This is a genomic window from Salinispora oceanensis, assembly GCF_000383575.1.
GTDB lineage: Bacteria > Actinomycetota > Actinomycetes > Mycobacteriales > Micromonosporaceae > Micromonospora > Micromonospora oceanensis.
The window spans coordinates 1,892,925-1,919,923 of the sequence record NZ_KB911579.1 but is presented as its reverse complement, the minus strand read 5'-3'; the positions used below and the strand labels follow the sequence as shown (position 1 = coordinate 1,919,923).

The window sequence follows — 26,999 nt, the reverse complement described above, 5'->3', positions numbered from 1 at the left end:
ATGCCGGTGCCGTTGAGCCCGGAGGAGGCGCAGCAGTTCCACGCCTCCGACGCCGCCCCCGCCGCGTTTCTCGACCTGCTCGACGCGGTCGCCTTCCGTAGCGCCGGCGCCGCGCTTCGGCTGGGAGTCTTCGAGGAGCTGGCCGACGGACCGCTCCCGGTTGAGCGGCTCGCCGTCCGTACCGGAACCGATCCGCTCGGTCTGCGGCTCCTGCTCGACGCGTTGACCAGCTTCGGCTACCTGATCCATGCCGAAGGTGGGTACGCCAACAGCGCCAACACGACCCGCTGGCTCCTGCGGGCCGTCCCGGACAGCTTCGCGCCGGTGCTCGCCTTCTGGTCAGCGCTGCTCACCGGCTGGTGGCACGACCTGGAGTGGTCGATCTGCTCCGGCACTCCGGCCGGTGACTTCTACGCCTGGCTGGAGCGGCGACCGGAGGTCCTGGCGGACTTTCAGACCATGCTGCGTCGACTCGCCGACGGGCTCAGCGCGGAGATCGTCGAGCTGCTGCCGGTGCCGGCCGACGCGCGTAGCCTGCTTGACGTCGGTGGCGGGCATGCGAGCTATCCGGTGGCCTTCCTCACCGCACATCCGCAACTGCGGGCCACTGTGGTGGATCTGGCTGGTGCGCTGACCCAGGGGGCGGAGACCGTCGCCGCCGCCGGCCTGACCGACCGGTGCACGCTCCGGGCGGGTGACCTCTTCGAGGTCGACTTTGGTACCGGTCACGATCTGGTGTTGCTCTTCAATGTCGTGCACGGCTACCAGGCGACCGAGACGTTGACCCTGCTGCGCCGGGTCGCCGCCGCGCTTCGCCCCGGCGGTCGGGTGGCGCTGCTCGAACCGCTCGCCACGGCGCCGGAGCAGCCGACCGCCGGGCTGGGTACGGCGTTCGTCCGGATGTTCAGCCTGAACCTCTTCCACACCCAGGGGGGCCGGGCCTACGGCCACGACGAACTCGTCGGGTTGCTGCGCGAGGCCGGCTTCACCCACGTACGGCAGCAGGTGCTCACTGGCTCGGAGACGGACCATCTGGTGATCGCGCAGCTCAGGCCGCTTGACTAATTCGAGACTGTCGATGACGCTGAGAGCGCTCTCTGCCACCACCACTCGTCCGGGAGCCCATCATGCCGACAGCTCGCCTGATCTCCCACCGTCCGCGCTACCGCCGCGCGCTGGCGTTCGCGGTTCCGCTCATCCTGCTCGCCACCGTCCTGACGCTTCCCGCCCAGCGGGCCCAGGCCGCAGCCGTCCTGCTCTCCCAGGGACAACCGACCACCGCCTCCTCAGTCGAACTAGCGGAAACCCCGGCCACCGCCGCCACCGACGGCGACCCGGACACCCGCTGGTCGAGCGAGTTCAGCGATCCGCAGTGGCTCCAGGTTGACCTGGGTGGCACCGCCACGATCAGTCAGGTAACCCTGCGCTGGGAGGCCGCCTACGGGAGTGCCTTCCAGATCCAGGTTTCGGCGCACCCCACCGGCCCCTGGCAGACGATCTACCAGACGGCCGCCGGGACCGGCGGCACCCAGAACCTCACGGTCAACGGCGCCGGGCGCCACATCCGGCTCTACGGCACCGACCGGGGCACCGCGTGGGGCTACTCCCTGTGGGAGTTCGAGGTCTACGGCACCAGCACCCCCACCTGCACGGGTAATGCCGCGCTCGGTCAGGACGTGACGGCCTCCTCGGTCGAGACCGCCAGCACCCCAGCCTCGGCGGCCGTGGACGGCAACGCCGTCACCCGCTGGTCGAGCGCCTTCGCCGACCCGCAGTGGCTTCGGGTCGACCTCGGCGAGGTCCGGACCATCTGCCAGGTCGTCCTGAGGTGGGAGGCGGCCTCCGCGCGGGCCTTCGAGCTCCAGACCGCAGACAGTCCGGCTGGACCGTGGACCACCCGCTACGCCACCACGACCGGCGCCGGTGGCGTGCAGACGCTCGAGGTATCCGGCACGGGACGGTACGTGCGGATGTACGGCACCGCCCGCAACACCCCGTACGGCTACTCGCTCTGGGAGTTCGTGGTGCGGACGGCGGGATCGGAACCACCACCACCGAGCGACGACTTCTGGGGTGACACCAGCACGATCCCGCCCGCCCAGAACGTCCTCACGGTCAAGATCCTGAACCGGACCAACGGCCGTTACCCCGACAGTCAGGTGTACTGGAGCTTCGGCGGCCAGACCCGCTCCATCGCCGAACAGCCGTACCTCGACATGCCGGCGAACTCGGCCGGCCGGATGTACTTCCACCTCGGCTCACCGACCAGCCAGTACCGGGACTTCGTCGAGTTCACCGTGGCCACGGACCGCTTCAACGGCAACACCACCCGAGTGGACTCGTTCGGGCTTCCACTGGCGATGCGGCTCCGCGCCGGTGGCGGCTACGACCGAGCTGTCGGCGAGACCGAGACGATCTTCACCGAGGGTCGCGACACGACGTTCCAACGGTTCTCGGACGCGATGCCGGCCGAGTTCAAGCATCTCGCCACGATCGAGGCGCCGTATCGGGTGCCGTCCCCCGGCAACACGCCCCAGTTCCGCTCGGGCGGGCAGTACGCCGACTACCTGAGCGGGTACGCGTCGTCGGTCGGGATCCCCGCCACCACCGCCCAGATCTTCGGCTGCTCCGGACCGCTGGCGAGTAATCCGGACGGTTGTGCCGCGCTGAACCGGCACGTCGCCCACCTGCCCCGGTCGCAGTGGGAGGACCCGAACCGCTTCTACCAGCAGGCACCGGCGAACTACTACGCGAAGTTCTGGCACGAGCAGTCCATCGACGGTCTCTCCTACGGCTTCCCCTACGACGATGTCGCGGACCAGTCCTCGTTCATCTCCGCCGGCGACCCGGAGTGGTTGATCGTCGCGGTGGGGTGGTAGCCGAGCCAGGTCAGCGCGACGATCGCGCGGTCGACATCGTGGCGCAGGAGACAGAGCCGGTCCACCAGAGCGGCCGGTGAGCAGCCTTCGGTGTTGTCCACGGCCTCCCACCACGTGGCTGGGAGGCCGCTGGTCGGGGCGGCACCGCCACCGCGCGCCGGGACCGCGCGGTGGCGGTCCGCCCGGTGCGTGATGCGGTCGTATTCGGCGGTGAGCACCCCACCGGTGCGCAGCGCCTCGTCGCAGCGGGCCCAGAAGGGCCGTTCCGGGTGCTGGCGACCGGTCTCGGTGTTCGCCACGGAGCTGCGTCCGTACTGGACGAGCCGAGCCAGGCCGTGCTGGGTCTGCCCGGCGGCCCGGCGTAGCTCGGCGAGGTGACGGCCGAGGGCGCGACGGGCGGTCCTGGTGTCGTCGGTGTCGCGCATCGCTGCCACCCCCGGGTCGCGGTCACGATGAGCGAACACCGTAGCTGTCGGCGGTGACACTTCCGCCCGGTGTCGCCGACGCGTTCGGGTGATGTCGGAATCGGTGTCGCTACTACCGACGATGTCGGAATCGGTGTCGCGGCTACCGACATTGTCGGCGCGCGGTGCTGCGGGCGTGTCCCCCCGAGCGGTCCTACGTTTCCCGCATGCCGACAGCCAGCCTGCCCGACCGCCCGTCCGACCAGCCGAAGCCGACCCAGCGAGACTCGCCCCCCGATCCCGAGGGTGTGCGGGACTCGGCCTTACCGGAGCTGCGCCAGATGTGGTGGGAGAGCGGGGTGCGAGCGCGGGCGCAGGCCGGCCTCTTCGCCGTCTTCTCCGAGTTGCCCCGACTGGTGGGGGCGGCGCTGGCTGTCAGCTGGCGGGCCGACCGGCTCCGCACCGCGATCGTGGCGGGCACCACGGTGGGCGCCGGAGTGCTGGCCGCCTTCGGGCTCCTCGCCGCGCAGCGGGTCCTGGTGGAGTTGTTCGCCGGGGGGCCGACCGCCGACAAGGTGCTCGCCGCGCTGCCCGCACTGGTTGCCCTCGCGGCGGTGACCGCGCTGCGCGCCAGTATGGCCGCCGCGATGGGGTACGCCCAGAACGGCCTGAGCCCGAAGGTCGACCGGGAGGTGGAACGGGGTCTGTTCGAGGTGACCACGGCAGTCCGGCTGGAGGCGTTTGACGCGGACGCCTTCGCCGACGATATGGAGCGAGCCTCTCGTGGCGCGGATTCCACCACCGGCCTGGTGCAGGCGTCGATAAACTTGCTCGCTGGCCTCACCGGTGTGCTCGCCGTCGCGGTCGCCGTCGTGGTGATCCACCCGTTGCTGCTGGTCGCCCTGCTGGTCGCCACGGTGCCGAACGGGTGGGCGTCGCTGCGCGCCGGGCACCTGCGCTACCAGACGTACGCGGCGGGGTCGGTGCGCCGGCGTCGGTTGTGGCTGCTGCACCGGTTGATGGCCGAACGCGACTCCGCCCCCGAGCTGCGTACCTACGGGCTGCGCTCCTTCCTGCTCGACCAGTACGACCGGGTGATGGGGGTCGAGACCGGGATCCAGCTCGCGCTGGCCCGTCGGGTCACCACGACCACCACCGTCGGCGCGATGATCGGTGGGATCGCCACCGCCGTGGTCTACGTGCTGCTCGGCTTCCTGCTGGTTGAGGGGCATATCCCCCTCGCCGCCGCGGCCACCGGTGTCATCGCCGTGCAGTCCGCACAGCGATCCCTGGCGGTGGTCACCTTCCAGATGGACCGCGCCTACACCGAGGGCCAGCACTTCCGCGACTACACCGGTTTCATGACCCGCGCCGCCGACTACCTGCCCGAGCCGCGTACCGGCGCCGCCATCCGCGCGGTGCCGCGGCGGTTGCGCGCGGTCGCGGTGGACGCGGTCAGCCTGCGCTACCCCGACCGGGAGGCCGCCGCCGTCGACCAGGTCAGCCTGAGTATCGCGGCGGGGCAGACGGTGGCGTTCGTGGGGGAGAACGGCTCCGGCAAGTCCACCCTCGCCACAATGATCGCCACCCTGCGGACGCCCACGAGCGGGACCATCCGCTACAACGGCCGGCCGACCGACGACTGGGACACCGACGAGCTACGGGCCCGGATCGCGGTGGTGACGCAGGAGTACCACAAGTGGCCGTTCACCGCCGCCACGAACATCGCCATCGGTGACCTCACCACCACCCCGCGGCCCGATCGCATCGAGGCCGCCGCCGACCGCGCCGTCGCCCACAACATGATCAAGGAATTGCCGCACGGCTACGAGACCCTGCTCGACCGGACCTTCGCCGGGGGTCAAGACCTCTCCGGTGGGCAGTGGCAACGCATCACGGCCGCCCGGGGCTTCCTGCGGGACGCCGACCTGCTCATCATGGACGAGCCCTCCTCAGCGCTCGACCCGCGGGCGGAGGACGCCCTGTTCCAGGCCATCCGCGACCGGCAGGGCCACGGGATCACCATCCTCATCACCCACCGGCTGGCCAACGTCCGCCACGCGGATCGCATCTACGTCCTGCACCACGGCCGGCTCGTTGAGGCCGGCACTCACGACGACCTGCTCGCGGCCGGCGGTCGGTACGCCGAGCTGTTCACCCTGCAAGCCGCCGGCTACGACATTCCCGGGTCGCTACCCCGCCAGACCGCTGCCGCCGGCAAGAACACACCGTGACGCGGTCGGCGCCGGAGCTGATCAGAGCAGCCGGGCGATCGCGGCGGCGACCTCGCCCGGCGCGTTCAGCATGTGCAGGTGCCCGCCGTCGAGCTGGGCCGAGTGCCAGCCCCAACTCTCCGCCGTGACCCGTTCGGGTTGGTACGCGTCGCCGAAGGCGAGATAGCCGGCGGGACGGTCGGACCAGCCGGGGGCGATGGTCACCCGCTGCGCGAAGTAGCTGAGCGGGAAGCGCTGTTGCTGTGCGGACACCTCCGCCCTGACCTGCTCGGACGGGAAGAGGGCGGCGACCTCCTCCGGTGGCCACCAGGAGGTCCAGACCGGCAGCTCGCCGTCCGGCCCGGCCCGGGTCTGCAGCATTTCCCGGAGGCCCGGCGGTGCCACCGGGGTGGTGCCCTGCTCGGGCGGGAGGATCGCGTCCACGAAGACAAGCCCGGTCACCGAGCGCTGCGCGGTGATGGCCGGGACGTACAGGCCGGCGTTGCTCTGCGGCACCAGCACGTAGTCGCGGCCGGTGGGCAGGCTGTCCAGGTACCACCGCAGGACGCCGGCCACGGAGGTCCCGCTCGCCCCCGGCTCTCCGGCGACGATGACATCCCGGCCGGCGGCGCGGAGTCGTCCCCGCACCGGCTGCCAGACGGCGGGTCCGAGCAGCGCGCTGGGGAGAAGGGCGATCGTCGGATTCATCAGCCTCTCCCAGCACTCGTTTGCGTCAATGGCTGGCGCTGCCGGGCACACGTTACCCGAGCTTCAAGATCACCCAAAAGCTCACTGAACCTTTAGGATTTCGGTGTGAATCCTGCACGTATTCTTTCGCCCCGGATACGTAAGATCGCGCTCTGGACCGTCGCGGTCCTCACCGCACTGGCCCTCGTGCTCACCCTCACCGCCGTGTGGACGGTACGGCGAGCGTTCCCGCAGCACGATGGTGCGCTTCGGCTGCCCGGGCTCACCGCGTCGGTCACCGTGCACCGCGACGAGCACGGCATCCCGCAGGTGTACGCGGAGACCGCCGAGGACCTGTTTCGGGCCCAGGGCTACCTCCACGCCCAGGATCGGTTCTGGGAGATGGACTTCCGCCGCCATCTCACCGCGGGCCGACTCGCCGAACTCTTCGGCGAGAGCCAGGTGGAGACCGACGTCTACCTCCGGACGATGGGGTGGCGTCGGGTCGCCGAACAGGAGTGGGGCCTCCTCGGGGCGGAGACCAAGCGCTACCTGCAGGTGTACGCCGACGGGGTGAACGCCTGGCTCAACGAGCACGACGGGGGTCGGGCGAGTCTGGAGTACGCGGTACTCGGCCTGCAGAACTCGGGCTATGAGATCGAGGCGTGGCACCCGGTGGACAGCCTCGCCTGGCTGAAGGCGATGGCGTGGGACCTACGCGGCAACATGAGAGACGAGCTCGCCCGCGCGGCACTCCTCGCCGCGGGCCTGACCCGACAGCAGGTCGAGGAGCTGTATCCGGGCTACCCCTTCGACCGGCACCAGCCGATCGTCGTTGCGGGCGGCATCGTGGACGGCGCCTTCGACCAGGAAGCCACTCCGGCCTCCCCGGTCCCGGCTGGCCGCTCGGCACCCGCCGGGACCGGGACTGCCGGAACGGGCGGGGGCGTGCTCCCCGTAGCCCCGGTCGAACCAGCCACTGCCCAACCAGCCGCTGTCGCGGAACCGACCGATCCCACCGCTGGTACGGCTGCCACGGAGTTGGTCACCGCGCTGGCCAGCGGGCTCTCCCGGCTGCCGACCATGTTGGGCACCGGTCGGGGCATCGGCTCCAACTCGTGGGTTATCGCCGGCGACCTGACCAACACCGGAAAGCCGATCCTCGCCAACGATCCGCACCTCGGTCCCAGCATGCCCGGCATCTGGTACCAGAACGGTCTGCACTGCGCGTGCGACATCAACGTCTCCGGTTTCAGCTTCTCCGGAATACCGGGTGTGGTCATCGGGCACAACGCCCACATCGCCTGGGGCTTCACCAACCTGAGTCCCGACGTCACCGACCTCTACCTGGAGCGGGTGGACGGCGACCGGGTGCAGGTCGACGGAGAGTGGCAGCCGTTGACGACCCGCGCCGAGACAATCAGGGTCGCCGGCGGCGCGGACGTGTCCATCACTGTCCGGGCCTCCGGGCATGGTCCCCTGCTCTCCGACGCGTCGGCCGAACTACGCGAGATCGGTCTTACCCCGCCGGTCGATCCGGCGGGTTCGCCGGCGTCGGTCGCCGCCACCCCGCAGCCGCACCCCGACGAGTCAGCGCCCACCGACGACGAGCAACGCGACGGATACGCCATCGCGTTGAGCTGGACCGCGCTCGCGCCGGGCCGGACCGCCGACGCCATCTTCAAGCTGAACACCGCCACGAACTGGGCCGACTTCCGTGCCGCGGCGGCGCTGTTCGAGGTGCCCGCGCAGAACCTGGTCTACGCCGACACCGACGGCAACATCGGCTACCAGGCCCCCGGCCAGATTCCGGTACGGGGCTCGGGGGACGGGCGGTGGATGGCGCCCGGGTGGGACTCGGCGTACGACTGGCAGGGTTTCCTTCCCTTCGCGGAGTTACCGAGTGTCCGCAACCCGCCCGCCGGCTACCTGGTCACCGCCAACGAGGCCGTCGTCGGCCCCTCGTACCCGCACCTACTCACCACCGACTGGCACTACGGCTACCGCAGCCAGCGCATCCACGAGTTGATCAGCTCGGCCCGGGATGCCGGCGAGATCACCGTCGCTGACGTGCAGTCCATGCAGTTCGACAACCGCAACGGCTTCGCGCCGACACTCGTCCCGGCGGTCCAGGCGGCTGTTGCGGCCGATGCCTCGGGTCTGGTCCGGTCCGCCACCGAGCTGTGGACGGAGTGGGACTACCAACAGCCGGCCGAGGGGGAGCCGGGCACCGAGGACGGGCGCCGTTCCGCTGCGGCGGCGTACTACAACGCCGTCTGGCGGCACCTGCTCCTGGCGACCTTCGACGAACTGCCCGCGGACTACCGGCTTGACGGCAACGATCAGTCGTACGAGGTGGTGCGGGGTCTGCTCAGCCAGCCCGACTCGCCGTGGTGGGACCGGCCGGAGTCGGAGGCCGTCGAGGGCCGCGACGACCTGCTACGCGCGGCGGCCGAAGCGGCGGCGAGCGAACTTTCCCGCGAGCAGGGCGACGAGCCGGCCGACTGGCGCTGGGGCCGGATGCACACGTTGACCGTGCGGAACCAGTCCTTCGGCACCTCGGGCGTGGGGATCATCGAGTGGCTCTTCAACGCGGACCCGGTCGGCGTCTCCGGCGGCAGCGCGATCGTCAACGCCACCGGCTGGGACGCCGCCGACGGGTACGAGGTCAATGCCGTCCCATCCATGCGGATGATCGTTGACCTGGCCAACCTGGACGCCTCCCGGTGGATCCAGCTGACCGGCAACTCCGGGCATGCCTTCCACCGCAACTACGACGACCAGTTGGAGCTGTGGCGTACCGGGGAGACCCTGCCGATGCGTTGGGAGCGAGCCACGATTGAGGCTGCGGCGGCACAGACGCTCACCCTGGAGCCGTAACGGCCCGGGGCGGGGGTGCCGACGTGCCGGAGGGGACGATGTTCGGGAGTCACCGCCTCACGGTTTGTAGGCGACACAGCCGTACATGAAGACCTTGTCTGGCTGGTGTCCCGGATTGCGCCAGGTGTCAACTGGCGCGACTCCGTCGCCGGTCACCCGCCAACGCCCGAGTAGCGGATGAATCTGGTGTGGACCGCGTAGGTGTAGTGGCTTGTCGGCCTGGTCGAGAATTCTCTCCTTGATGACCGGAAAGGTGGCCAGGGCCTCGCCGTCGAAATCCACTGCTAGGTAGCTGCCCCGGGATGCCCAGTCAAAGATGTGGGAAAGTGCCTTCTGGGCGGCGTCATCGTCGAGTGAGACGGTTATTCCCGTCATCACTATGCCGATAGGCGCGGTGGGGTCGAGGACCCGCTCCATCGTTTCCTGGTCGAGGGTTCCAAGATCTGTCGCATCGCAGTAGGCGTATTCCACTCCCGGCGTGGTGGCGAGAATCTCGCTACCCAAAGCGATGTTGATGGCGTCGATGTCGGTGTAGAGAACGCGAGCCTCAGGAAGGATCTCATGCACATTGCCCTGTGTGGGAATGCCGGCACCGAGAAGCAGGAACTGATTGACTCCCTGTTCCGCGATCGCCTGGACGGCGCGTCCGACAAAATCCTGCAGCGTTTGGTAGACCTGTGGAAATCCTGGGTACAGGGCGCAGAATGCCTTGGCCGCCTCCGCGTCCGCCGGAAGGTGGTGTGCTCCGCCGCGCCAATGATCGATGATGCGTCCAGTATTTGGGACCTGCGCTTGTTGCACCACGGCATCTGTCATGACGAACTTCCTGTTATGGGAAAGCCAGCCCAGTCAACCAGCTCGATCTGGTTGGGTAGGAGGATATTTGATGCACCCCTCATCCACAAGTGACTGTGCGTGACATTTGCCGTGGGCTTTGTCGCTATCGGGTTTCCGACGTTCACCGACCGAGATCCGGGTTTCATCCGGGTATTCACCCGATGCTTCGGAGTTGGGTACGGGCGGAGGGTGGGCGGACGTTCAAACCGTCTGGAGGATCCATGCCCGTGCGTACGCTGACCGTCGGGGTCGTCGCCCTGGCCGTTCTCGCCGGATCACCCGCACCGGCCCGCGCCGACCCTGCCCCCGCGCCGCCCACCCTCGCCTGGGGCGAATGCCACGACGATTCGGCCGCGGTCGCCCTCAACGACGAGGTGGAGTGCGCCCAGCTCCGCCTGCCGGTGGACTGGGCTCGACCGCACGGCCCGACGTTCGAGCTTTCCGTGGCGCGTCGGCCCGCGCGGGAGTCGCAGCAACGGGTGGGCACGCTGGTGTTCGGGCCGGGCGGCCCGGGAGACTCCGGAGTGCAGCGTATTCTTGAGGGGAGTCGGTTCAGCGACGAGTTGCTCGACCGGTTCGACGTGGTCAGCTTCGACCCGCGTACGGTGGAGCGCAGCGCCGAGCCGGTCTGCACCCCGGATCCGAGCCTGCCCAAGCCGCCGGTCCCGCTGGGCAGCCAGGCCGACTTCGATGCCATGGTGGCCTACAACCAGGCGTTCTGGGAGCGGTGCCGGCCGACCACTCCGGTCTTTGACCACGCCGACACGCTCAGCACGGTGCGCGATCTGGAGGCGTTGCGGCGAGCACTGGGCGAGCGACAGATCTCCTTCCACGGCAGTTCCTACGGCACCCTGCTGGGCCAGCAGTACGCCGAGCGGTACCCGCACCGGGCGCGAGCCGTCGTGCTGGAGGGCGTGTTCGACCACAGCCTCGGCGTGCGCTCCTTCGTGCGGACGCAGGCAGCCACCTTGCAGGACTCGTTCGACGAGTTCGTCTCCTGGTGCGACCGGTCAACCGAGTGCGTACTGCACGGTCGGGACGTGCGGGCGGTCTGGGCCGAGGTGCTGGCCCGCGCGGATCGGGGTGAGTACGCCCCGCGTACCGCCTTCGACGTCACCGCCGTGGCGCTCGGGCTGCTTGCCGGTCCGCGCTGGTCGGACCTGGCGGTCGCCGTGCGGGACATGGAGGCCGGCTCCCCGCCCCCCGAGCTGGATCTCTCCCTCTCCGTAGCCGCCTTCTGCGCAGACCGGCCCGTCCCGGTCCGCGACTACACCGAGTACGCCCGCCTGGTCCGGGAGGCCGCGGCCGCCGCGCCGGACATCCGGTATGGCGGTGGGCTGCTGGCGGTGCAGACCTGCCTCGGCTGGCCGTCGCCGGTCCGGAACCCACCGCACGTACCGCAGGTGCGGACGCGCACTCCGCTGTTGTTGCTCAACGCCCTGCACGACCCCCGTACCGGCTACAACTGGGCCACCAACGTCGCCCAGCACCTTGGCCGGCACGGCCGCCTGGTGACGTACGAGGGTTGGGGCCACGGCACCTACAAGCGCACCGACTGCACGAGGGCCGTGGTGGACCGCTACCTCGTGGACCTGACGCTGCCCGCCCCCGGTACGCGGTGCGCGGCGGCCTGACTCCTGCCGCGGCGGGCCGGCAAGAAGTCGCTGCTGGTCCCGTGCGGCAGGCGACCTGATCGCTGAGTTCGCAGTAGTGTCCGCGCGGGGGCGTGGGGTCTGCCCGCTCCCGCGTGGAGCTACCGCCGGAGATGTCGCCTCGTCGGGAGAAGCTGATGGCCAAGTATCTGCTGCTCAAGCACTACCGGGGTGGTCCGAAGCCCGCTGTGGACTGGGCGCCGATGGACCAGTGGACGCCGGATGAGGTCGACGCACACATGCGGTTCATGCATGACTTCGGAGCGCGGCTGGAGGAGACGGGCGAACTCGTTGACGCCCAGGCACTGTCGCCGAACGGCGCCTTCGTGCGGTACGACGGCGAGGGGCGGCCACCGGTTACCGACGGGCCGTTCGTCGAGACCAAGGACCTGATCGCCGGGTGGTACATCATCGACGTCGATTCGTGGGACCGTGCGGTGGAGCTGGCGGGGGAGCTGTCGGCGGCGCCCGGGCCGGGCGGTAGGCCAATCCACGAATGGTTGGAGGTCCGACCGTTCTACGGCGTTCCGGCGGCTGTGCCGGAGTGAACGGGGAGCTGCTGCGGGACCTCGTACCAGCGGTGACCGGTGTCCTCGTCCGGCGCGGGGCGGATTTCGCGGCGGCCGAGGATGCCGTGCAGGACGCCCTGGTCGAGGCGGTGCGCGGGGGGCCGGAGGGTCCGCCGCAGGACCTCCGGGGTTGGTTGATCACGGTGGCCTGGCGCAAGTTCCTCGATGCCGCCCGCGCCGACACCTCCCGGCGGCGGCGCGAGGTACGCGTCGAGGGCGAGCCGGTTCCCGGGCCGGCCGAGGTGGTGGACGACACGCTGTGGCTGTACTTCCTCTGCGCGCACCCCGCGCTGACCCCAACCTCGTCCGTCGCGCTCACGCTGCGCGCGGTCGGCGGCCTGACCACGCGTCAGATCGCCCGGGCCTACCTCGTGCCGGAGGCGACCATGTCCCAGCGGATAAGCCGGGCCAAGCGGGTGGTCTCGGGTGTCCGCCTCAACCAGCCCGGGGATGTCGCCACGGTGTTGCGCGTGCTCTACCTGGTCTTTAATGAGGGCTACTCCGGGGATGTCGACCTGGCCGCCGAGGCGATCCGGCTCACTCGTCAACTAGCCGCCCAGATCGACCACGAGGAGGTCGCGGGCCTGTTGGCGCTGATGCTGCTGCACCACGCGCGGCGTCCGGCGCGCACCAGCCCGGACGGCCGGCTGGTGCCCCTCGCCGAGCAGGACCGCAGCCGGTGGGACCACCACCTGATCGCCGAGGGGGTCGAGGTGCTCCAGAACGCCCTCGCCCGCGACCGGCTGGGAGAGTTTCAGGCCCAGGCCGCCATCGCCGCCCTGCACGCCGACGCCCGGACGGTTGAGGAGACCGACTGGCGGCAGATCGTCGAGTGGTACGACGAACTGGTGCGCCTCACCGACAGCCCGGTGGCCCGGCTCAATCGGGCGGTCGCGCTCGGGGAGGCCGACGGCCCGGAGTTCGGCCTGGCCGCCCTGGTGGGGCTTGACCCCGCCCTGCCCCGGCACACCGCCGCCGCGGCGTACCTGCACGAGCGGGCGGGCGACCTGGTAACCGCGGCCCGGCTCTACGCCGAGGCTGCCCGCTCGGCGCTGAGCCTCCCCGAGCGGGACCACCTCATGCGACAGGCTGCCCGACTCAACTACCGGCCCTGATCATCGGAGCGGTCGACGGGTTAACGCTGGGAGCGTAGGAGCCAGGCTTGGTGTTCGATGGCATGGCCGGCGGTGATGAGCAGGTCCTGGGTGATGGGGTCGTCGGCGGTGGCCTCGATCGCCTGGCGGATTCCGGTGGCGGTGGTGGTGAGGAGGTCGTCGATCTTGTCGATTGCGATGTCGTCCGGTAGCACGCCGGCGTCCAACTGAGGTAGCCGGCTGGTGGCGGCGATGGTGGTGGCGCGTCCGTCGGGTGGTGCGCCGATGGCGGCGGCGCGTTCGGCGATGGTGTCGGCGTGTTCACGTGTGGTGGTGGCGAGGGCGTCGAGTTGCTGGTGTAGGGGCAGGAATCGAGGCCCGGTGACGTTCCAGTGGGCTTGTTTGACCTGAAGGGCGAGGTCGAGAAGGTCGATGAGGGTCTGCCGCAGGATGACGCCGACAGCGCCGGGAGTGGGTGCGGGCTGCACGGCGGGGGCGGTGGTCGTGGACATCAACGGATCTCTTTTCAGCGTGGTCGGGGTGGAGCTACGAGAGTGGAGTCGGCGACGATCTTGTGCGCTTCCGCGGCGGGGGTTACTTGGCGAGGAAGGTCAGGAGGGCCTGGTTGACGTCGTCGGCGTGGGTCCAGAGCAGGCCGTGGGGTGCGTCGTTGATCTCGACGTAGTCGGCGTCGGGTAGCTGCTTGTGGAACTCGCGGGCGGTGGCGTCGATGGGCAGGATGTTGTCGGCGGTGCCGTGCAGGATCAGCGCGGGTACGTCGATCTTGGGGAGGTCGGCGCGGAAGTCGGTGACCCAGGTGGGCACGGCGGCGCTGGAGGCGTACCAGGACGCGCCGGCGGCGATGTTCCAGCTGTTGCGCAGCGCTTCTTCGGACAGGCGGGTGCCGAGGGTGTCGTCGGTGTTGAAGAAGTTGCGGTAGAAGTCGGTGAAGTAGGCGTAGCGGTCGGCGGTGACGGCGGCGGAGATGCCGTCGAAGACGTCCTGGGGCACGCCGGTGGGGTTGTCGTCGGTCTGCAGCAGGAACGGTTGCAGCGAGGCCAGGAACGCGGCCTTGGCGATGCGGGCGGAGCCGTAGCGGCCGAGGTAGCGGGCCACCTCGCCGCTGCCCATCGAGAAGCCGACCAGGACCACGTCGGTGAGGTCGAGGGTCTCCAGCACGGTGTTCAGGTCGGCGGCGAAGGTGTCGTAGTCGTAGCCGGCGGTGGGCTGGCTGGACTGACCGAAGCCCCGCCGGTCATAGGTGATCACCCGGTATCCGGCCTTGAGTAGGGCCGCGGACTGCTTCTCCCAGGAGTGCCCGTCCAGGGGGTAGCCGTGGATGAGGAGCACCGGCTGTCCCTGACCGTGGTCCTCGTAGTACAGGTCGATGTTGGTGCTGTTCTCGGTTCCCACAGTGATGTACGGCACGGTAAACCCCTCAAGTTTGGGAGAACCTTCGTTCTCTTCGTTGGGTACCACGATAGAGAACGAACGTTCTCAGCGCTAGCTTTTCTTGATATACCCGCGGTGACGAGCGTCATACGACCAAACCGTCGGGAGCCCTGCCCTGTTGGCGAGAGCTTCAGGCCGTCCACCTCGCCGCCGTCAACAGGCGAGGCGATTCACGGACATGCGCTGATCGCCGCCGACCGGCGCTACTGCGGTCGCGGCGTCCGCGCCGTGGGTATGCCGTCGTCGTTGCGGCAGGGGTGCCTGCGTTGGCGGCCCTTGCCCCCGTCTCGCCTTTGCTCTCTTGTAGTTACTGAGGATCTGATAGAGAGTGAGCGGATGGGTGACAGAAGCGAGGCGAGCGGTCTGCTGCCAGAAACCGATCTGGCGCGTGCGGACTCGCTGGCACGAGAGATCTTCTCTGACGTGGCCAACAAGTGGGCATTCCTGATCATCGAGTTCCTCGGACAACGCACCATGCGTTTCGGTGAACTACGCGACGAGGTTGGCGGCATCAGCCACAAGATGCTCACCCAGAACCTGCGGATGCTGGAACGCAACGGCCTGGTCGAGCGAACCGTGTATCCCACCATCCCGCCCCGGGTCGAGTACACCCTTACCGGGGCGGGTGAGGCACTACGTAGCGTCGTTGACGGCATGTGTGGCTGGACTCAGCGCTACTTCAGCCACATCGAGTCGTCGCGGCGTCGCTTCGACACCTCGCAGGGGTGATCAGTCGAGGACGGCGGTCGCCTCAACCTCGACCAGGTGTTCGGGAATATCCAATGCCGCGGCCCCGAACAGTGAGGCCGGAGCTATGGGTGTGGTGCCCAGCTTGGCTGACGCCCGCCGGATGCCCTCGAGCAGCTCCGGCATCCGGTCCGGGGTCCAGTCGACGACATGCACGGTCAGCTTCACCACGTCGGCGAAGGACGCCCCGACGCCAGCCAGTGCGGTGCCGACGTTGAGATAGCACTGCTCGACCTGGGCGGCCAGGTCGCCTTCGCCGATCGTATTACCGTCCGCGTCCCAGGCGACCTGCCCAGCGACGTGAACCAGCTTGGAACCGGTCGCCACCGACACCTGCCGGTACACGTCGACCACGGGCAGTCCGCTCGGGTTGACCAGGGTTACGGCCATGATGACCGCCTCCTTCTTCGCTCTCTTTCGGTTACTAGAACACCATAGGAAACCGATCGTATGCAGGGAAGAAGGCACTTTTCCGAACCCCAAGAACCTTTCGGTAACCAGCTACTCGAGCCGCATCCGGTGTCGGGGAGATACTAAGTAAGTAGTTACCTGGTAAGTTCCGGCCATGCAGCGAAACGCGGTGCGGTGGGGGCTGTTGGCCCTCTTCGTGGACGGTCCGAAATACGGGTACCAGCTCCGAACAGAGCTGGACACGCGTACCGGTGGCAGCTGGGCGGTGAATGTCGGTCAGATCTACACCACCCTGGACCGCCTGGTCCGGGACGGCTTTGTCGCCACCGCGGGCACGGACGACCAGGGGCGAGAGCTGTACGCGCTCACCGAGCCGGGGCGGGCGGCGCTCGCCGACTGGTACCTCACCCCGGTCACCGAGACGGAGCGCCCCCGCAACGAGTTGGCGATCAAGTTGGCGATGGCCACGCAGGATCCGAGCGTCGACATCACGATCGTGGTGCAGCAGCAGCGCACCGAGTCGATGCGGCAATTACGGGACTACACCGACCTGCGCCGACAGGCCAACGAGGACGTTGACCTCACGTGGTCGATGTTTCTCGATTACTTGATTTTCGCCCTGGAGGGCGAGCTCCGGTGGCTCGACCATGTAGAGGGGACGGTGCTGCGGCGGCGATACGCCCGACCCGGGGCCGCCTCTGCGCCGGCGCCGATCCCAGCGGATGCCGCCGAGTCGGGGCGGGTCCGGCGGTGAGCGATGTGGTGTTGCGGCTGGCCGAGGTGGAACGGGTCTACCGGGCCGGCGAGGGCTCGGTCTGGGCTTTGGCCGGTGTCAGCCTGACCGTTCGAGCCGGTGAACTGGTCGCGGTGATGGGGCCGTCCGGTTCGGGGAAGTCCACCCTGCTCTCCATCGCCGGTGGTCTGGAGGTGCCCACCTCCGGGTCGGTGGAGGTGGCGGGGGTTGGGCTCGGCGGGCTCGACTCGACGGCGGTGGCCCACCTACGCCGGGACCGCATCGGCTACGTGTTCCAGGACTTAAACCTGGTGACCGACCTGACCGCGGCGGAGAACGTCGCCCTGCCGCTGGAGCTCGGCGGCAGCAGTGCGCGGGCGGCGCGCGCGGCAGCTGTCACCGCGCTGGACGAAGTGGGCCTGCCCGAGGTCGCCGGCCGGTTTCCCGATCAGCTCTCCGGTGGGCAGCAGCAGCGGGTGGCGATCGCCCGCGCCCTGGTCGGCGAGCGCCGGTTGGTGCTGGCGGACGAGCCGACCGGTGCCCTCGACTCGCGGACCAGTCTCGCGGTGTTGCAGGTCCTGCGGGCGCGGATCGATGCCGGGGCGGCGGGTGTGCTGGTCACACACGAGGCGCGGTACGCCGGCTGGGCCGACCGTACGGTCTTTCTTCGAGACGGGCGGCTGGTGGACGCCACCCCGGAGCGTGACGACGCCCGGCGGCTGCTGACGGAGCCGTCGTGAGCGCCGGTCGGTTCGGTTCGTGGCGAATCGCGCTGCGCATCACCCGCCGCTCCGCGCTGCGCCATCGGGCCCGGAGCGCGCTGATAGTGCTGATGCTCTTCGTCCCCGCGTACGCCGGCACCGTCCTGCTGGCGAGTTGGAGCAACCTCAGCGGCACCTCGGCGCAGAACGCCACCTTCACGTTTGGCCAGTCCGACCTGATCGTTGACGCCGGCAGCCCGATCGTGGCCACCCTGCCGTCGGGCAGCCGCACCCTCGGGTTGACGCAGGCCCGCACGGTAGTCCGCGGCCCGGACGACCTGCGCGTGTCGGACTACGAGGCGACCGACCCGGAGCACCCGCTGAACCAGGGCCGGTATGTGCTCCGGTCCGGCCGGGCCCCCGCCGGGCCGGCCGAGGTGGCGCTGACCCGCTCGATGGCCGACGAGCTGGGCCTGGAGGTGGGCGGCCGGCTGACCGCCGGGATGCCGCAGCGGGAGCTCACCGTGGTCGGGCTGATCGACTGGAGCCGGTCGTTGGGCGCCGCCGGGCTGCTCGTAACCAACGATGCCCCGCTCTCCGCGGCGGGCGGCAAGCTGATGGTGCAGCTGCCGCCGGGCAGCGGGTGGTCGCCGCCGGAGCCCAGCTCGTATTGGGAACGGAGTGCCCCCAGCGCTGCGGAACGTCGGATCGAGGCGGCGGCGACGGTGGTCGTGGTGAGCTTCGCCGGCACCCAGGTCGTGCTCCTGGTTGGTGCGGCCTTTACCGTCGGCGCCGCCCGGCAACGTCGGGAGTTGGCGTTGGTGGCCGCCGCCGGTGCCACCGCTGCGCAGGTCCGCAAGGTGGTCGTCGCCGGTGGAATGTTGCTCGGTGCCATCTCCGCGACCGCCGGGGTACTCCTGGGGCTGGCGACCTTCGCCCTGGCCGGCCCGCTCATCGAGCGCATCGCCGACCACCCGTTGACCGAGGTGTCGATCCCCGCTGGGCAGGTGGCGGGAGCCGCGGTGGTCACCCTGCTGCTGGCGGTCCTGGCGGCGGTGCTGCCGGCGCGCGCCCTCCGGGGGCGACCCCTGCGCGGTGCCCTGGGCGGCCAGCGGGATCAGTCCCGGTTGGACCAGGTCGCGCTGGTGGCCGGCGTGGGGCTGATCGCTGTCGCCACCGTCGCGTTGCTGGTCTCCGCCAACCCGGAGGGTCAACCGGCTGTGCTCGCCGCCGGCGGCGTCGCCCTGCTGCTCGGCGTCGTCATGTGCACACCCGCGCTGGTACGGGTGAGCGCGCCCCTGGCACGGGTATTGCCCATGCCGGCCCGGCTGGCACTGCGCCACGCCGTACGGCATCGGCTCCGCACCGCCGCGGCGATGGCCGCGGTGCTCGGCGCCGTCGCCGGTAGCGTCGCGCTCGCCCTGGCCGGCGGGGCCCGTGGTGTCGCCACCCCCACCCAGGTGGAGGCGCGGACCGGTCAGGTCCTGGTGCCAGCGGAGCTCGCCGACCTGCTGGGGCCAGCCGGGTTGGCGCGGCTGGCCGCGTCCCTGCCGGCCCGCGCCGTCGTGCCACTGCGGACAGTCAGTAACTTCTATCCCACTGTGTTCCGGGACCTCTCCGACAGCACCACCGATCCCACCGTGTTTCGCGCCCACGAGCAGCGCGACATCGCCGTCGGCGGGGCGGAGGTCGTGCGGCTGGTGACCGGCCGGGCCGCCACCACCGCCGAGGTGGCTGCCCTGGACCAGGGCGACGCGGTGGTCTTCAACGACGCCCTGGCGGAGAGCGGTCAGGTCACCCTGCTGTCTCACGGGTCGGCGCCCGGCTCGGCGGCGCCCACCTCGGCGGCAGCCACCTCGCTGCCGGCCGTCGTGGCCGCCCAACAGGAATATTTCGCCAAGCTTCCCGGCCTGGTGGTCTCACCCGCGACCGCGCAGCGCCTCGGGCTGGACACCCAGCCTCGGCAGGTGGTCATCGACTCGAGCCGCACACCCTCCGATGCGGAGCTGGCACGGGCGAACGCGGTGCTGCTGCAGGCGCAGCTCGCCGCCGGTAGGTCGCACTCGCCGGCCACCGTCGCGGCGGCCGAGCTCGGCTCGGACACCCGCCGCAGCACCACCATGTTCTACCTGCTGGCCGGGGTGAGCGTCCTGGTCACCCTGGTCGCCAGCACCGTGGCGGTCGGGCTGGCGGCGACCGAACTCCGCCCCGACCTAGCCACCATGGCGGCGGTCGGCGCCACCGGACGTACCCGTCGGCGCATCGCCGCGGCCCAGGCCGGGTTCATCGTCGGCGCCGGAACCCTGCTCGGCCTGATCTCGGGCATCGGGCCGGCGGCGGCCTACGTCGGCTTCAACGTCGAGCTGCGCTGGCACGTACCCTGGCCCGCCCTGCTGGCGGTGGTGCTGGTCCCACCCGTGCTGGCGATCGTCGCGGCCCTTGGGCTGGCCCGCGGCGGGCTTCCCCGCCTGCGGAGGCAGGAGCGAAGCCGGTAGCGACGCCGACAGTCCCGGCCCGGGGGCGGCGAAGGTCACCGGAGCATCGAAGGCGGCCTTGCGGGCGGCGCGGCGCAGCGCGGCGAGCACCGCCGGGCCGGCGAGGGCGATCAGCACGGCGGTGGTGATCGCCCGTCCGGTGTCCCAGCCGAAGGTGGAGGTCACTGCGGTGAAGACGACGAAGCGGTGCAGGTTCTCCAGGACCGGCGCGCCGGCCACGTAGGAGAGTTGGGTCTCCGCACCGGCGCTGAACGGCCAGAACCAGAGGTTCATCAGCAGCCCGTAGCCGTAGGCGGCGAGCGCGCCGTACCCGGCCAGCAGAGCGACCTCGGCGCGACCGCGGGGCCGGCGGGGAAGCAGGCCGGCGCCGAGCCCCACCCAGGAGGCGGCGAGCATCTGGAACGGCAGCCAGGGGCCGACCCCGGCGGTGAGCAACGCGGAGGCGAACAGCGACGTGGAGCCGAGCAGGAAGCCGAACCCCGGTCCGAAGACTCGGCCGGCGAGGACCAGCAGGAAGAACACCGTCTCGATCCCGGCGGTACCGGCACCGAGCGGGCGCAGCGCGGCGTTGACCGCGGCGAGCACCCCGAGCATCGCCAGGGCCTTGCTGTCGATCCCACCGGAGGTGAGTTCCGCCAGCACCAACGCCACCAGCACCGGCAACATGACGACGAAGACCAGCGGCGCCTCGCCGGCGCGGGCGGTGTTCTCCGGCTGCACCGGGACGAAGAGTGGCCAGGTGAAGGTGGCCAGCGCGGCGACCGACGCGAGCACCAGCACCACGGCGGTGCGCGGAGCGACCCGCAGAACACTCACGCCGGCTCCCGCTCCGCCACCAGCGCGGCGGCGACCTGATCCACCGTCAGCCACGGCGCCGGGGCCAGCACCTTGGCGACCTGCGGGGCGAAGGCGGGCGAGGCGAGCATGACCTCCGCGGTGCTGCCGTCGGCCACGATCTCACCGTCGGCCATCACGATCACCCGGTCCGCCAGCGCCGCGACCAGCTCCACGTCGTGCGTCGCCACCACCACGGCACGCCCGGCGGTGGCCAGCCCCCGCACCAGCGCGACGAATTGCCGCTTGGCGAGGTAGTCCAGGCCGCGGGTCGGCTCGTCCAGCAGCACCACCGGCGGGGCGGCGGTGAGCTGCACCGCGAGCGCGAGCGCCAGCCGTTGCCCCTCGGAGAGGTCCCGCGGGTGCCGGTCACCGGGCAGGCCGGGGGTGAGCTGGTCCAGCAGGGTGCGGCAGGTGCCGGCCGCCGCCGCGGTCTCCTGGTCGGCCTGGTGGCACTCGCCGTCGACCGTCTCCAGGTAGAGCAGGTCGCCCGGGGTCTGCGGAACCAGCCCGACCTGCCGGCGGGCCTGGTGCGCCGGCAGGCTCTTCGGGTCGACGGCCCCCGCCGCGCCGGTGACGGTCACCGCGCCGCCCTGCCGGGGGCCGCTGCCCTGCACGGCCCAGAGCAGGCTGGACTTTCCGGAACCGTTGCGGCCCATCAGGGCGACGACCTGGCCAACCTGGAGGTCGAGATCGACGCCGGCCACGGCCACGGTGCCCGGATACCGTACGACGATCTTCCGCGCGCTCAGCGCCGTCGTCGGGTCCGGGGCGGGAGCCGGCGCGGGAGGTGCCCCCCCGCCGAGCCGACCACGCAGCTCGGCGGCGCGGCGGCGGGCATCGCGTACCGACAGCGGCAGTGGGTCCCAGCCGGCCAGGCGACCCAGCTCGACCAGGGGTGGGGCCAGCTCCACGCCGGCCAGCACCGCCGCCGGTGGCCCGTTGACCACCCGCCCGTCGCCGGGCAGGTAGAGCAGGCGGTCGGCGTACTGCATGACCCGCTCGAGCCGGTGCTCGGCCAGCACCACGGTGACCCCGAGATCGTGGACCAGCCGGGTGACCGCGGCGAGGACCTCCTCGGCGGCCGTGGGGTCCAGCGCGGAGGTGGGCTCGTCGAGCACCAGGACCCGGGGGTGGCTGGTGAGGACAGCGCCGATGGCGACCCGTTGCTGTTGCCCACCGGAGAGGGTCCGGAGTGGCCGGTCGCGCAGCTCGGCGATGCCGAGCAGGTCCAGCGTCTCCTCCACCCGCTTGCGCATCACCGCCGGCGGCAGGGAGAGCTGCTCCATCCCGTACGCCAACTCCTCCTCGACGGTGTCGGTGACGAATCCGGAGAGCGGGTCCTGGCCGACCACGCCGACCACATCGGCGAGGTCGCGGGGCGGGTGCCGGCGGGTGTCCCGGCCGTCCACGGTGACCGAGCCGTGCAGGGTGCCGCCGGTGAAGTGCGGCACCAACCCGTTGATCGCCCGCAGCAGGGTCGACTTGCCGGCCCCGGTACGCCCGGCGACCAGGCACAGCTCCCCCTCCTCGACGGTCAGCGTCACGTCGCGAAGCGGCGGCGGCCCGTCCTCGGTGTAGCGGACGGTCACCCGGTCAAATGTGATCATGTGTGATCTCTCGGGACAGGTGTCGGCGGCGGCGCGAGCCAGGCCGGTACGGCCGCGACGGCGACGGCGAGCAGCAGCATGGGGGTCAGCTCGGGCCAGGTGAGCGGGCTGACCGGGGGGTAGAGCAGCTCCGGGTCGGCCGTGCCGGCCAGCACGGTCAGGCCGGCCGCGGCGATCCCACACCCGGCCACGAGCAGCTCGGCCAGCCGCCAGCGGTCCGGCCGGTAGCGGCTGCGGCGGACCCGGCGGCCGGCCAGCAGCATGCCGCCCACGGCGGCGGCCAGCCCGGCGAGGAGCAGCGGCAGCCCCAGATAGCCGGGGCCGACGGTGTCGAGCAGCCCGTAGGTGCCGGCGCAGACCCCGAGCAGGCCGCCGAGGACCAGCGTGCCGGTGACCGCCCGCTGCCCGGCGGGGACCGCCGCGGTCCGGCCGTAGCCACGCGAGTCCATCGCCGCGGCCAGCGCCAGCGACCGGTCCAACGCGTCGGCCAACACCGGCAGCGCGACCCCCCGGAACGCCCGCGTCCCCCGCCCGGACGCACCCCGCAGCCGGCGGGCCCGCCGGACCCGCAGCACACTCTCCACCAGCTGCGGGGCGACCGACAGGGCGACCACCACCGCCGTGCCCACCGCGTACAACGCTCCCGGTACGGCCTTGAGGAGCCGCTTCGGGTTAGCCAGGGCGTTCGCCGCCCCCAGGCAGATCAGCATCGTCGCCAACCGCAGCCCGTCGTAGAAGCCACCGAGGACCTGCTCGGCGGCGACCGGCCCGAGCAGTCGGATACCGGCCGCCCACTCCGGCAGCGGGATCTCCGGCAACCGGACCAGCACGTACTCGCCCTGCCCGCCGCCGAAGACGATCCGGAACACCACCCGCATCGCGACGATCACCACACCGAGCCAGACGTACATCCGGAACGCCAGCGCCCAGGGGGCGTGCCCGCGTCGCTGTACGACCACCAGCGCGGCGACCGCGACCAGCAGGGTGAGCCCCAGCGGGTTGGTGGTGTGGCTGGCCGCGGTGGCCAGCCCCAGCGCCCACAGCCACCAGGCGCCCGGGTGCAGCCCGCGGGGCAGTCGCCAGGCGGACCAGCGGGCCGACCACCGATCGGCGGTCGTGGAGCGGTCCACCGCGGCGTCAGTCATCTGGGTCGGCGGCCCGCCGTCGCCGGGCAGCGACCAGGCCTCCGGCGGTCAGCATGGCCAGCAGCAGCACCCCGGTCAGCGTGCCCAGCGGCACGCCCCCCTCCTCGCGGGCGGCGACGGCGTCGGTCAGCACGGGCTCGTCGGCGGAGCCTTGCTGGGCTGAGGCGGTGGCAGTCTCCGGGGACGGAAGGCCGGCCGCGCTGGCCGTCGGTGTGGCGGCGGCCGAAGTCGACGGGCCAGCGGTCTGGGCCGGCCCGCCGGCGGCACCGGGCTGGCCACCATCCGCCGCACCGGGCTGGCCCGGATCGGCGGCACCGGGCTGGCCGCCGTCCGTCGCCCCGTGCTGGCCTGGATCGGCGGCACCGGGTTGACCGCCGTCGGCGGGTGGCGGCGCGCCATCCCCGCCCGCCGGCGGCGGTGCCACCGGTACGTCGCTTGCCGGCGGTGCCGGTGGCGAGGCGGGCGGTGGCGGCGGCGGTGCGGGGCGGCTCGGGGTTACCCCCGGGCGGGGGGCGTCGTTGGGGTCGCGGTTGAGGGAGAACGACCAGCCCTCGAAGCTTCCCGCCGGGGGCGTACGGTTCAGCACCCCCTTGTCGCTGTAGGTCCAGCTGCCCCCGTTCGGGGCGTGCCAGTACGACCAGTAGGCGCTGGCCGGCGGCGTGTCGACACACTTTTCCGCGTCCGCCGACGGTTTGCCCTCGATCCGGCAGATGAATCCCTCGCCCCAGCGCAGCGTGCCGGTGATCTGGAAGCCGGCACTCTTCAGCGCGGCCAGCCCAGTGGCCTGGCTGCCGGGGGCGCAGCGGACCACGGTCCCGCCCCCGAGTTCGTTGAAGTCGACCACGACGGTGACCCCGGCGGCGTCCGGGCAGTAGCCGGCGGACCCGGCGGCCGCCACCGGGCTCCCCGGCCCGATCACCGAGCCGGCGGCGACCAGGGCGACGGCCGCCGCGCCGCGGAGTGTCCGGCGGCTCAATTCGCCCGCCGACGGGCGAGAATGAGCAGCCCCACGCCCCCACCGAGCAGCAACACCGCGAGCAGCACGTAGCTGGTGATCGCGGCGCCGGTGGTGGGCAGCCCACCCAGGCTGGAGGTGTTCGACGTCGGCGTCACCGGAGCGCTGCTGGTCGGCGACGCGGTGGTGGTCGGCGGCGCGGTGGTGGCGGAGGGTGTCGCCGACGGGACGGTCCCGGTGGCGCTCGGCGTCGGACTGACGGTGGCGCTCGGCGTCGGGCTGGCGGTACCGGTCGGTGTCGGCGATCCGGTGGCGGTCGGCGAGGCGGTGGGTGACGCGGTCGGCGAGGCGGTGCCGGTCGGGGTGGGCTGCCCGGTTGGCAGCGGGTCGAGGCCGATGCGACCCAGCGGCACCTGGGCGAGCCCGAGCAGCGCCTGGGCGGTGGCCCGACGCCACTGGTCCCGGTCGTTGTCGGCGAGCCCGTTGGCGACGGCGGCGGCGAGCCCGTCGGTGTTGTAGGCGATGGCACCCGCCTCCGCGGCAGCCGCCCCGCCGTTGGCCGCGGTCAGCTGGAGCGCGGCCAGCGCCACCGCCGCCTCGGCGGCCGCCGGGTCCCGGCCGGCCGCCGCGAGCGCCTGCCCGGCCAGGCCGGTGCTGTTGGAGTTCTTCCCGGGGGTCGGTCCGGAGCCTTCGAACGATCCGTCGGCGTGCTGCTGGGACACCAGCCAGTCCGCGCCCGCGTCGGCCGCGTCGCCCGCGCCGGTGGCACCGGCCTCGGCGGCGCTCAGCAGCGCCTGCACGGCCATCGCGGTCGAGTCGACATCAAGGGTGGCGTCGGGCTCCTCGTCGCAGGACGGCGAGGGCTCGCCGGCGATGTCCGGGTAGAGGCGGAAGCCGCCCGCCGCGCACTGCTGCCGGATGAGGAAGTCCACCGCGTCCTGCGGGACGCCGCCGCTGCGGGTCAGGCCCAGCACGGCGAAGGACTGGTCGAAGGTGTTGCTGGGGTCTGCGCCGGTCTGCGGGGTGGTCCGGCTGGTGATCCGTCCCCGCTGGTGGTCGGTATCCGCTCCGGCGAGCAGCGACAGGGTCTCGGTCCGTAGATCGTAGCCGCCGAAGTCGGTGGGGTCGGCGTTGGCGGCGGAGGCGGCGTAGAGCAGCTTCGCGGTCGCCCCGCCGTCGGTGAAGCCCTCAATGCCCCAGTGGTCGTAGCTGTTGTAGGCGCGTACGTTCGCCGCGACCTGGGCGGTCGCCGCCTGCTGGGTCGACAGGTCCACCCCGGTGGCGGTGAGCGCGAGGAGGCCGTCGATGGTCAGCCCCCAGTCCTCCGGGGCGAACGGGCCGGGCAGGACGCCGTCGGTGAACTCGTCGGCCAGCCAGGACGCGGCCGCGCTGGCCGCGGCGGCGTGGTCCGGGTCGGGTGCCGCCCCCACGGTTGGGGGAGCGGCGGCTACCGCGGCGAGAGTGGTTGCCGCGGCCACGCCGAGACCGGTGGCGAGGCGCCGGGACAGGGCCATGAGGGGGTGCCTTTCGTAGCGGAGTCGGTGAGCTCCGGCAAGCACCCCGGGGAACGAAAACCCCGCTCCGCGTGCTGCGGTGAGCGGGGTGGACGGACCTCGGCTTGACCGGACTTCACCCTGTAGACCTCGACAGTGGAAGCCGCTCGTCCCGGGCGGGGCATTCCGGCTCGCGAAAGGGTTCTTTCGCTCACGGCTGCGGGTCAGCGCCGGCGTCGCACCGGCTTTCCCCCACGCGGGACTTATGCAGTTGTGCCCCGGTGTGCACCGGGCGCCCGTCACCGTATCGCCCAGGCGTGCGACGACGCCAGAGCCCGAGACGAGCACCCAGGTGCGCCACTGGTCACACCGTCGGTGTGGCTCAGGGGGCGGGGATGCTCGGCGGCTCGCTGGCGCCGTAGGACCAGCCCTCGACGCTGCCCGGGGCCGGGTCGTAGTTGAGCACGCCCTTGTCGCTGTATTCCCAGTCACCGCCCCGGGGCGCGTGCCAGTACGACCAGTATCCGCTGGCCTGCGGGGTGTCGATGCAGGGCTCGACATCCGGGGTGGGCAGGCCGCCGAGTCGGCAGACGAAGGCAAGTCCCCATCGGAGGGTGCCCTCGACGGCGAAGCCGGCGTCCTGGATGGCGGCCAGCCCGGTGTCCGGGTCGCCGGGGGCGCAGGCGACCTCGACGTCGCCACCGAACGCGGTGAAGTCGATCACGACGGTGACGCCCGTGGTGCCGGCACAGGCGTCGGCGCGCGCGGCCTGGGGGGCGGGCTCGACAGCGGTCAGGGCGATCCCGGCGACGGCGGCGGCCAACAGGCCGGCGACGCGGGTGCGGACGGTGTTTCGGAGGTGGGACACGACCATCAGGAGTGCCTTTCCGCCCTGCGGTCGTCAGAACCCGGGCCGGCCGCTGCTGGTCAACGTCGGGTCGGGGCCTCCGACCCGTGGGCCACGACGGGTGGGTAGGGATGCGCGAGCGTGGCGGGTATTCGGGCTCGCCGTCGGGATGCATCTCGACGGCCTACCGTTGCGGGCCAGCGCCGGACTTTGACCGGACTTCCCCCGCACACACGCGTTGGGGTTGAGTTGTCGCGACAGTCTGAGCCGGTGCGAGCAGCGCTGTCAAACGGGCTGCGGTGGGCACGCCATGAAGCGCGAATCGGCCGATTCCGACCGAGCCCACCCGGTGGCGTCATTG

22 protein-coding genes, 1 pseudogene and 2 riboswitches are annotated in these 26,999 nt (G+C 71.3%); of the genes and pseudogenes, 11 read left to right on the top strand and 12 right to left on the bottom strand.

What is annotated here, in order from left to right; all coding sequences use genetic code 11:
* Positions 1–1,065, top strand: coding sequence for a methyltransferase (locus tag SALPAC4_RS0108935; RefSeq protein ID WP_019870034.1), 1,065 nt, complete (start codon positions 1–3; stop codon positions 1,063–1,065).
* 62 nt (positions 1,066–1,127) lie between these two features.
* On the top strand, positions 1,128–2,879 hold the full coding sequence (locus SALPAC4_RS0108930) for a galactose-binding domain-containing protein (RefSeq protein ID WP_027645079.1): 1,752 nt from the start codon (positions 1,128–1,130) through the stop codon (positions 2,877–2,879).
* Here the strand turns inward: SALPAC4_RS0108930 and SALPAC4_RS0108925 are convergent.
* The gene (locus SALPAC4_RS0108925) at positions 2,801–3,304 is read right to left on the bottom strand and encodes a helix-turn-helix domain-containing protein (protein WP_027645080.1); all 504 of its coding nucleotides are present in this window, start codon (positions 3,302–3,304) and stop codon (positions 2,801–2,803) included. The genes SALPAC4_RS0108930 and SALPAC4_RS0108925 overlap by 79 nt on opposite strands.
* 206 nt (positions 3,305–3,510) lie before the next feature.
* Here SALPAC4_RS0108925 and SALPAC4_RS0108920 point away from each other — a divergent pair, with 206 nt between their 5' ends.
* Positions 3,511–5,517 (top strand): ABC transporter ATP-binding protein, encoded by a 2,007-nt coding sequence (locus tag SALPAC4_RS0108920; RefSeq protein ID WP_019870032.1) that lies wholly within the window; start codon positions 3,511–3,513, stop codon positions 5,515–5,517.
* A 21-nt stretch (positions 5,518–5,538) separates the two neighbouring features.
* On the opposite strand, the gene SALPAC4_RS0108915 is transcribed toward SALPAC4_RS0108920, so the two are convergent.
* On the bottom strand, positions 5,539–6,204 hold the full coding sequence (locus tag SALPAC4_RS0108915; RefSeq protein WP_019870031.1) for a hypothetical protein: 666 nt from the start codon (positions 6,202–6,204) through the stop codon (positions 5,539–5,541).
* A 105-nt stretch (positions 6,205–6,309) separates the two neighbouring features.
* Between SALPAC4_RS0108915 and SALPAC4_RS0108910 the strand changes: the two genes are divergently transcribed.
* Positions 6,310–9,063 carry a penicillin acylase family protein gene (locus tag SALPAC4_RS0108910; protein ID WP_019870030.1) on the top strand — a complete coding sequence of 918 codons (2,754 nt, stop codon included), beginning with the start codon at positions 6,310–6,312 and terminating at the stop codon, positions 9,061–9,063.
* A gap of 57 nt (positions 9,064–9,120) precedes the next feature.
* Here SALPAC4_RS0108910 and SALPAC4_RS0108905 read toward each other — a convergent pair whose 3' ends face one another.
* Positions 9,121–9,879 (bottom strand): SAM-dependent methyltransferase, encoded by a 759-nt coding sequence (locus tag SALPAC4_RS0108905; RefSeq protein WP_019870029.1) that lies wholly within the window; start codon positions 9,877–9,879, stop codon positions 9,121–9,123.
* A gap of 242 nt (positions 9,880–10,121) precedes the next feature.
* Here SALPAC4_RS0108905 and SALPAC4_RS0108900 point away from each other — a divergent pair, with 242 nt between their 5' ends.
* The 3 genes from SALPAC4_RS0108900 to SALPAC4_RS0108890 all read left to right on the top strand — a co-directional run bounded on the left by SALPAC4_RS0108900 (position 10,122) and on the right by SALPAC4_RS0108890 (position 13,236).
* Positions 10,122–11,534: an alpha/beta hydrolase gene (locus SALPAC4_RS0108900; protein WP_019870028.1), complete on the top strand. Its 1,413-nt coding sequence runs from the start codon at positions 10,122–10,124 to the stop codon at positions 11,532–11,534.
* 155 nt (positions 11,535–11,689) lie between these two features.
* Complete coding sequence (locus SALPAC4_RS0108895) at positions 11,690–12,100, top strand: YciI family protein (protein ID WP_019870027.1); 411 nt, start codon at positions 11,690–11,692, stop codon at positions 12,098–12,100.
* Positions 12,097–13,236 carry an RNA polymerase sigma factor gene (locus SALPAC4_RS0108890; protein ID WP_019870026.1) on the top strand — a complete coding sequence of 380 codons (1,140 nt, stop codon included), beginning with the start codon at positions 12,097–12,099 and terminating at the stop codon, positions 13,234–13,236. The genes SALPAC4_RS0108895 and SALPAC4_RS0108890 overlap by 4 nt, the downstream gene beginning before the upstream one ends.
* Positions 13,237–13,256: 20 nt before the next feature.
* On the opposite strand, the gene SALPAC4_RS0108885 is transcribed toward SALPAC4_RS0108890, so the two are convergent.
* Complete coding sequence (locus SALPAC4_RS0108885; RefSeq protein ID WP_019870025.1) at positions 13,257–13,727, bottom strand: Dps family protein; 471 nt, start codon at positions 13,725–13,727, stop codon at positions 13,257–13,259.
* A gap of 82 nt (positions 13,728–13,809) precedes the next feature.
* Complete coding sequence (locus tag SALPAC4_RS0108880) at positions 13,810–14,643, bottom strand: alpha/beta fold hydrolase (protein WP_019870024.1); 834 nt, start codon at positions 14,641–14,643, stop codon at positions 13,810–13,812.
* A 360-nt stretch (positions 14,644–15,003) separates the two neighbouring features.
* Between SALPAC4_RS0108880 and SALPAC4_RS0108875 the strand changes: the two genes are divergently transcribed.
* Complete coding sequence (locus tag SALPAC4_RS0108875; protein WP_019870023.1) at positions 15,004–15,396, top strand: winged helix-turn-helix transcriptional regulator; 393 nt, start codon at positions 15,004–15,006, stop codon at positions 15,394–15,396.
* Here SALPAC4_RS0108875 and SALPAC4_RS0108870 read toward each other — a convergent pair whose 3' ends face one another.
* Positions 15,397–15,804: a RidA family protein gene (locus SALPAC4_RS0108870; protein ID WP_018733643.1), complete on the bottom strand. Its 408-nt coding sequence runs from the start codon at positions 15,802–15,804 to the stop codon at positions 15,397–15,399.
* 175 nt (positions 15,805–15,979) lie between these two features.
* On the opposite strand from SALPAC4_RS0108870, the gene SALPAC4_RS0108865 reads away from it, so the two are divergent.
* The 3 genes from SALPAC4_RS0108865 to SALPAC4_RS0108855 are packed head-to-tail and all read left to right on the top strand — an operon-like array spanning position 15,980 to position 19,754.
* Positions 15,980–16,579 carry a PadR family transcriptional regulator gene (locus SALPAC4_RS0108865; protein WP_019870022.1) on the top strand — a complete coding sequence of 200 codons (600 nt, stop codon included), beginning with the start codon at positions 15,980–15,982 and terminating at the stop codon, positions 16,577–16,579.
* A complete protein-coding gene (locus SALPAC4_RS0108860; protein ID WP_019870021.1) occupies positions 16,576–17,298 on the top strand; it encodes an ABC transporter ATP-binding protein in 723 nt (240 codons plus the stop codon). The genes SALPAC4_RS0108865 and SALPAC4_RS0108860 overlap by 4 nt, the downstream gene beginning before the upstream one ends.
* The gene (locus SALPAC4_RS0108855) at positions 17,295–19,754 is read left to right on the top strand and encodes an FtsX-like permease family protein (protein WP_019870020.1); all 2,460 of its coding nucleotides are present in this window, start codon (positions 17,295–17,297) and stop codon (positions 19,752–19,754) included. Before SALPAC4_RS0108860 ends, SALPAC4_RS0108855 begins: the two co-directional genes overlap by 4 nt.
* A gap of 24 nt (positions 19,755–19,778) precedes the next feature.
* Here SALPAC4_RS0108855 and SALPAC4_RS28920 read toward each other — a convergent pair.
* From SALPAC4_RS28920 to SALPAC4_RS0108825, 6 genes and pseudogenes are all read right to left on the bottom strand, one after another.
* Positions 19,779–20,570 (bottom strand): annotated as a pseudogene (locus SALPAC4_RS28920) (ECF transporter S component); the annotation flags it as partial.
* Positions 20,567–22,198 (bottom strand): ABC transporter ATP-binding protein, encoded by a 1,632-nt coding sequence (locus tag SALPAC4_RS0108845; protein ID WP_019870017.1) that lies wholly within the window; start codon positions 22,196–22,198, stop codon positions 20,567–20,569. The pseudogene SALPAC4_RS28920 and the gene SALPAC4_RS0108845, both read right to left, overlap by 4 nt.
* Positions 22,195–23,343 (bottom strand): CbiQ family ECF transporter T component, encoded by a 1,149-nt coding sequence (locus SALPAC4_RS0108840; RefSeq protein WP_019870016.1) that lies wholly within the window; start codon positions 23,341–23,343, stop codon positions 22,195–22,197. Before SALPAC4_RS0108840 ends, SALPAC4_RS0108845 begins: the two co-directional genes overlap by 4 nt.
* On the bottom strand, positions 23,336–24,319 hold the full coding sequence (locus SALPAC4_RS0108835; protein WP_019870015.1) for a hypothetical protein: 984 nt from the start codon (positions 24,317–24,319) through the stop codon (positions 23,336–23,338). The genes SALPAC4_RS0108840 and SALPAC4_RS0108835 overlap by 8 nt, the downstream gene beginning before the upstream one ends.
* Positions 24,316–25,812, bottom strand: coding sequence for a prenyltransferase/squalene oxidase repeat-containing protein (locus SALPAC4_RS0108830; protein ID WP_019870014.1), 1,497 nt, complete (start codon positions 25,810–25,812; stop codon positions 24,316–24,318). Before SALPAC4_RS0108830 ends, SALPAC4_RS0108835 begins: the two co-directional genes overlap by 4 nt.
* Positions 25,813–25,970: 158 nt before the next feature.
* A riboswitch (cobalamin riboswitch) is annotated at positions 25,971–26,043 on the bottom strand.
* Between the two features lie 130 nt (positions 26,044–26,173).
* Entirely contained in the window at positions 26,174–26,665 is a 492-nt protein-coding gene (locus SALPAC4_RS0108825; protein ID WP_019870013.1) for a hypothetical protein, read from the bottom strand.
* A 99-nt stretch (positions 26,666–26,764) separates the two neighbouring features.
* Positions 26,765–26,891, bottom strand: a riboswitch (cobalamin riboswitch).
* Positions 26,892–26,999 lie beyond the last annotated feature (108 nt).

What these genes read in the sequence shown, in the direction of transcription:
- SALPAC4_RS0108935 (WP_019870034.1), top strand. Translation starts at nt 1, where the DNA reads ATGCCGGTGCCGTTGAGCCCGGAGGAGGCGCAGCAGTTCCACGCCTCC.
- SALPAC4_RS0108930 (WP_027645079.1), top strand. Translation starts at nt 1,128, where the DNA reads ATGCCGACAGCTCGCCTGATCTCCCACCGTCCGCGCTACCGCCGCGCG.
- SALPAC4_RS0108925 (WP_027645080.1), bottom strand. Translation starts at nt 3,304, where the DNA reads ATGCGCGACACCGACGACACCAGGACCGCCCGTCGCGCCCTCGGCCGT.
- SALPAC4_RS0108920 (WP_019870032.1), top strand. Translation starts at nt 3,511, where the DNA reads ATGCCGACAGCCAGCCTGCCCGACCGCCCGTCCGACCAGCCGAAGCCG.
- SALPAC4_RS0108915 (WP_019870031.1), bottom strand. Translation starts at nt 6,204, where the DNA reads ATGAATCCGACGATCGCCCTTCTCCCCAGCGCGCTGCTCGGACCCGCC.
- SALPAC4_RS0108905 (WP_019870029.1), bottom strand. Translation starts at nt 9,879, where the DNA reads ATGACAGATGCCGTGGTGCAACAAGCGCAGGTCCCAAATACTGGACGC.
- SALPAC4_RS0108900 (WP_019870028.1), top strand. Translation starts at nt 10,122, where the DNA reads ATGCCCGTGCGTACGCTGACCGTCGGGGTCGTCGCCCTGGCCGTTCTC.
- SALPAC4_RS0108895 (WP_019870027.1), top strand. Translation starts at nt 11,690, where the DNA reads ATGGCCAAGTATCTGCTGCTCAAGCACTACCGGGGTGGTCCGAAGCCC.
- SALPAC4_RS0108885 (WP_019870025.1), bottom strand. Translation starts at nt 13,727, where the DNA reads ATGTCCACGACCACCGCCCCCGCCGTGCAGCCCGCACCCACTCCCGGC.
- SALPAC4_RS0108875 (WP_019870023.1), top strand. Translation starts at nt 15,004, where the DNA reads ATGGGTGACAGAAGCGAGGCGAGCGGTCTGCTGCCAGAAACCGATCTG.
- SALPAC4_RS0108870 (WP_018733643.1), bottom strand. Translation starts at nt 15,804, where the DNA reads ATGGCCGTAACCCTGGTCAACCCGAGCGGACTGCCCGTGGTCGACGTG.
- SALPAC4_RS0108865 (WP_019870022.1), top strand. Translation starts at nt 15,980, where the DNA reads ATGCAGCGAAACGCGGTGCGGTGGGGGCTGTTGGCCCTCTTCGTGGAC.
- SALPAC4_RS0108845 (WP_019870017.1), bottom strand. Translation starts at nt 22,198, where the DNA reads ATGATCACATTTGACCGGGTGACCGTCCGCTACACCGAGGACGGGCCG.
- SALPAC4_RS0108840 (WP_019870016.1), bottom strand. Translation starts at nt 23,343, where the DNA reads ATGACTGACGCCGCGGTGGACCGCTCCACGACCGCCGATCGGTGGTCG.
- SALPAC4_RS0108830 (WP_019870014.1), bottom strand. Translation starts at nt 25,812, where the DNA reads ATGGCCCTGTCCCGGCGCCTCGCCACCGGTCTCGGCGTGGCCGCGGCA.
- SALPAC4_RS0108825 (WP_019870013.1), bottom strand. Translation starts at nt 26,665, where the DNA reads ATGGTCGTGTCCCACCTCCGAAACACCGTCCGCACCCGCGTCGCCGGC.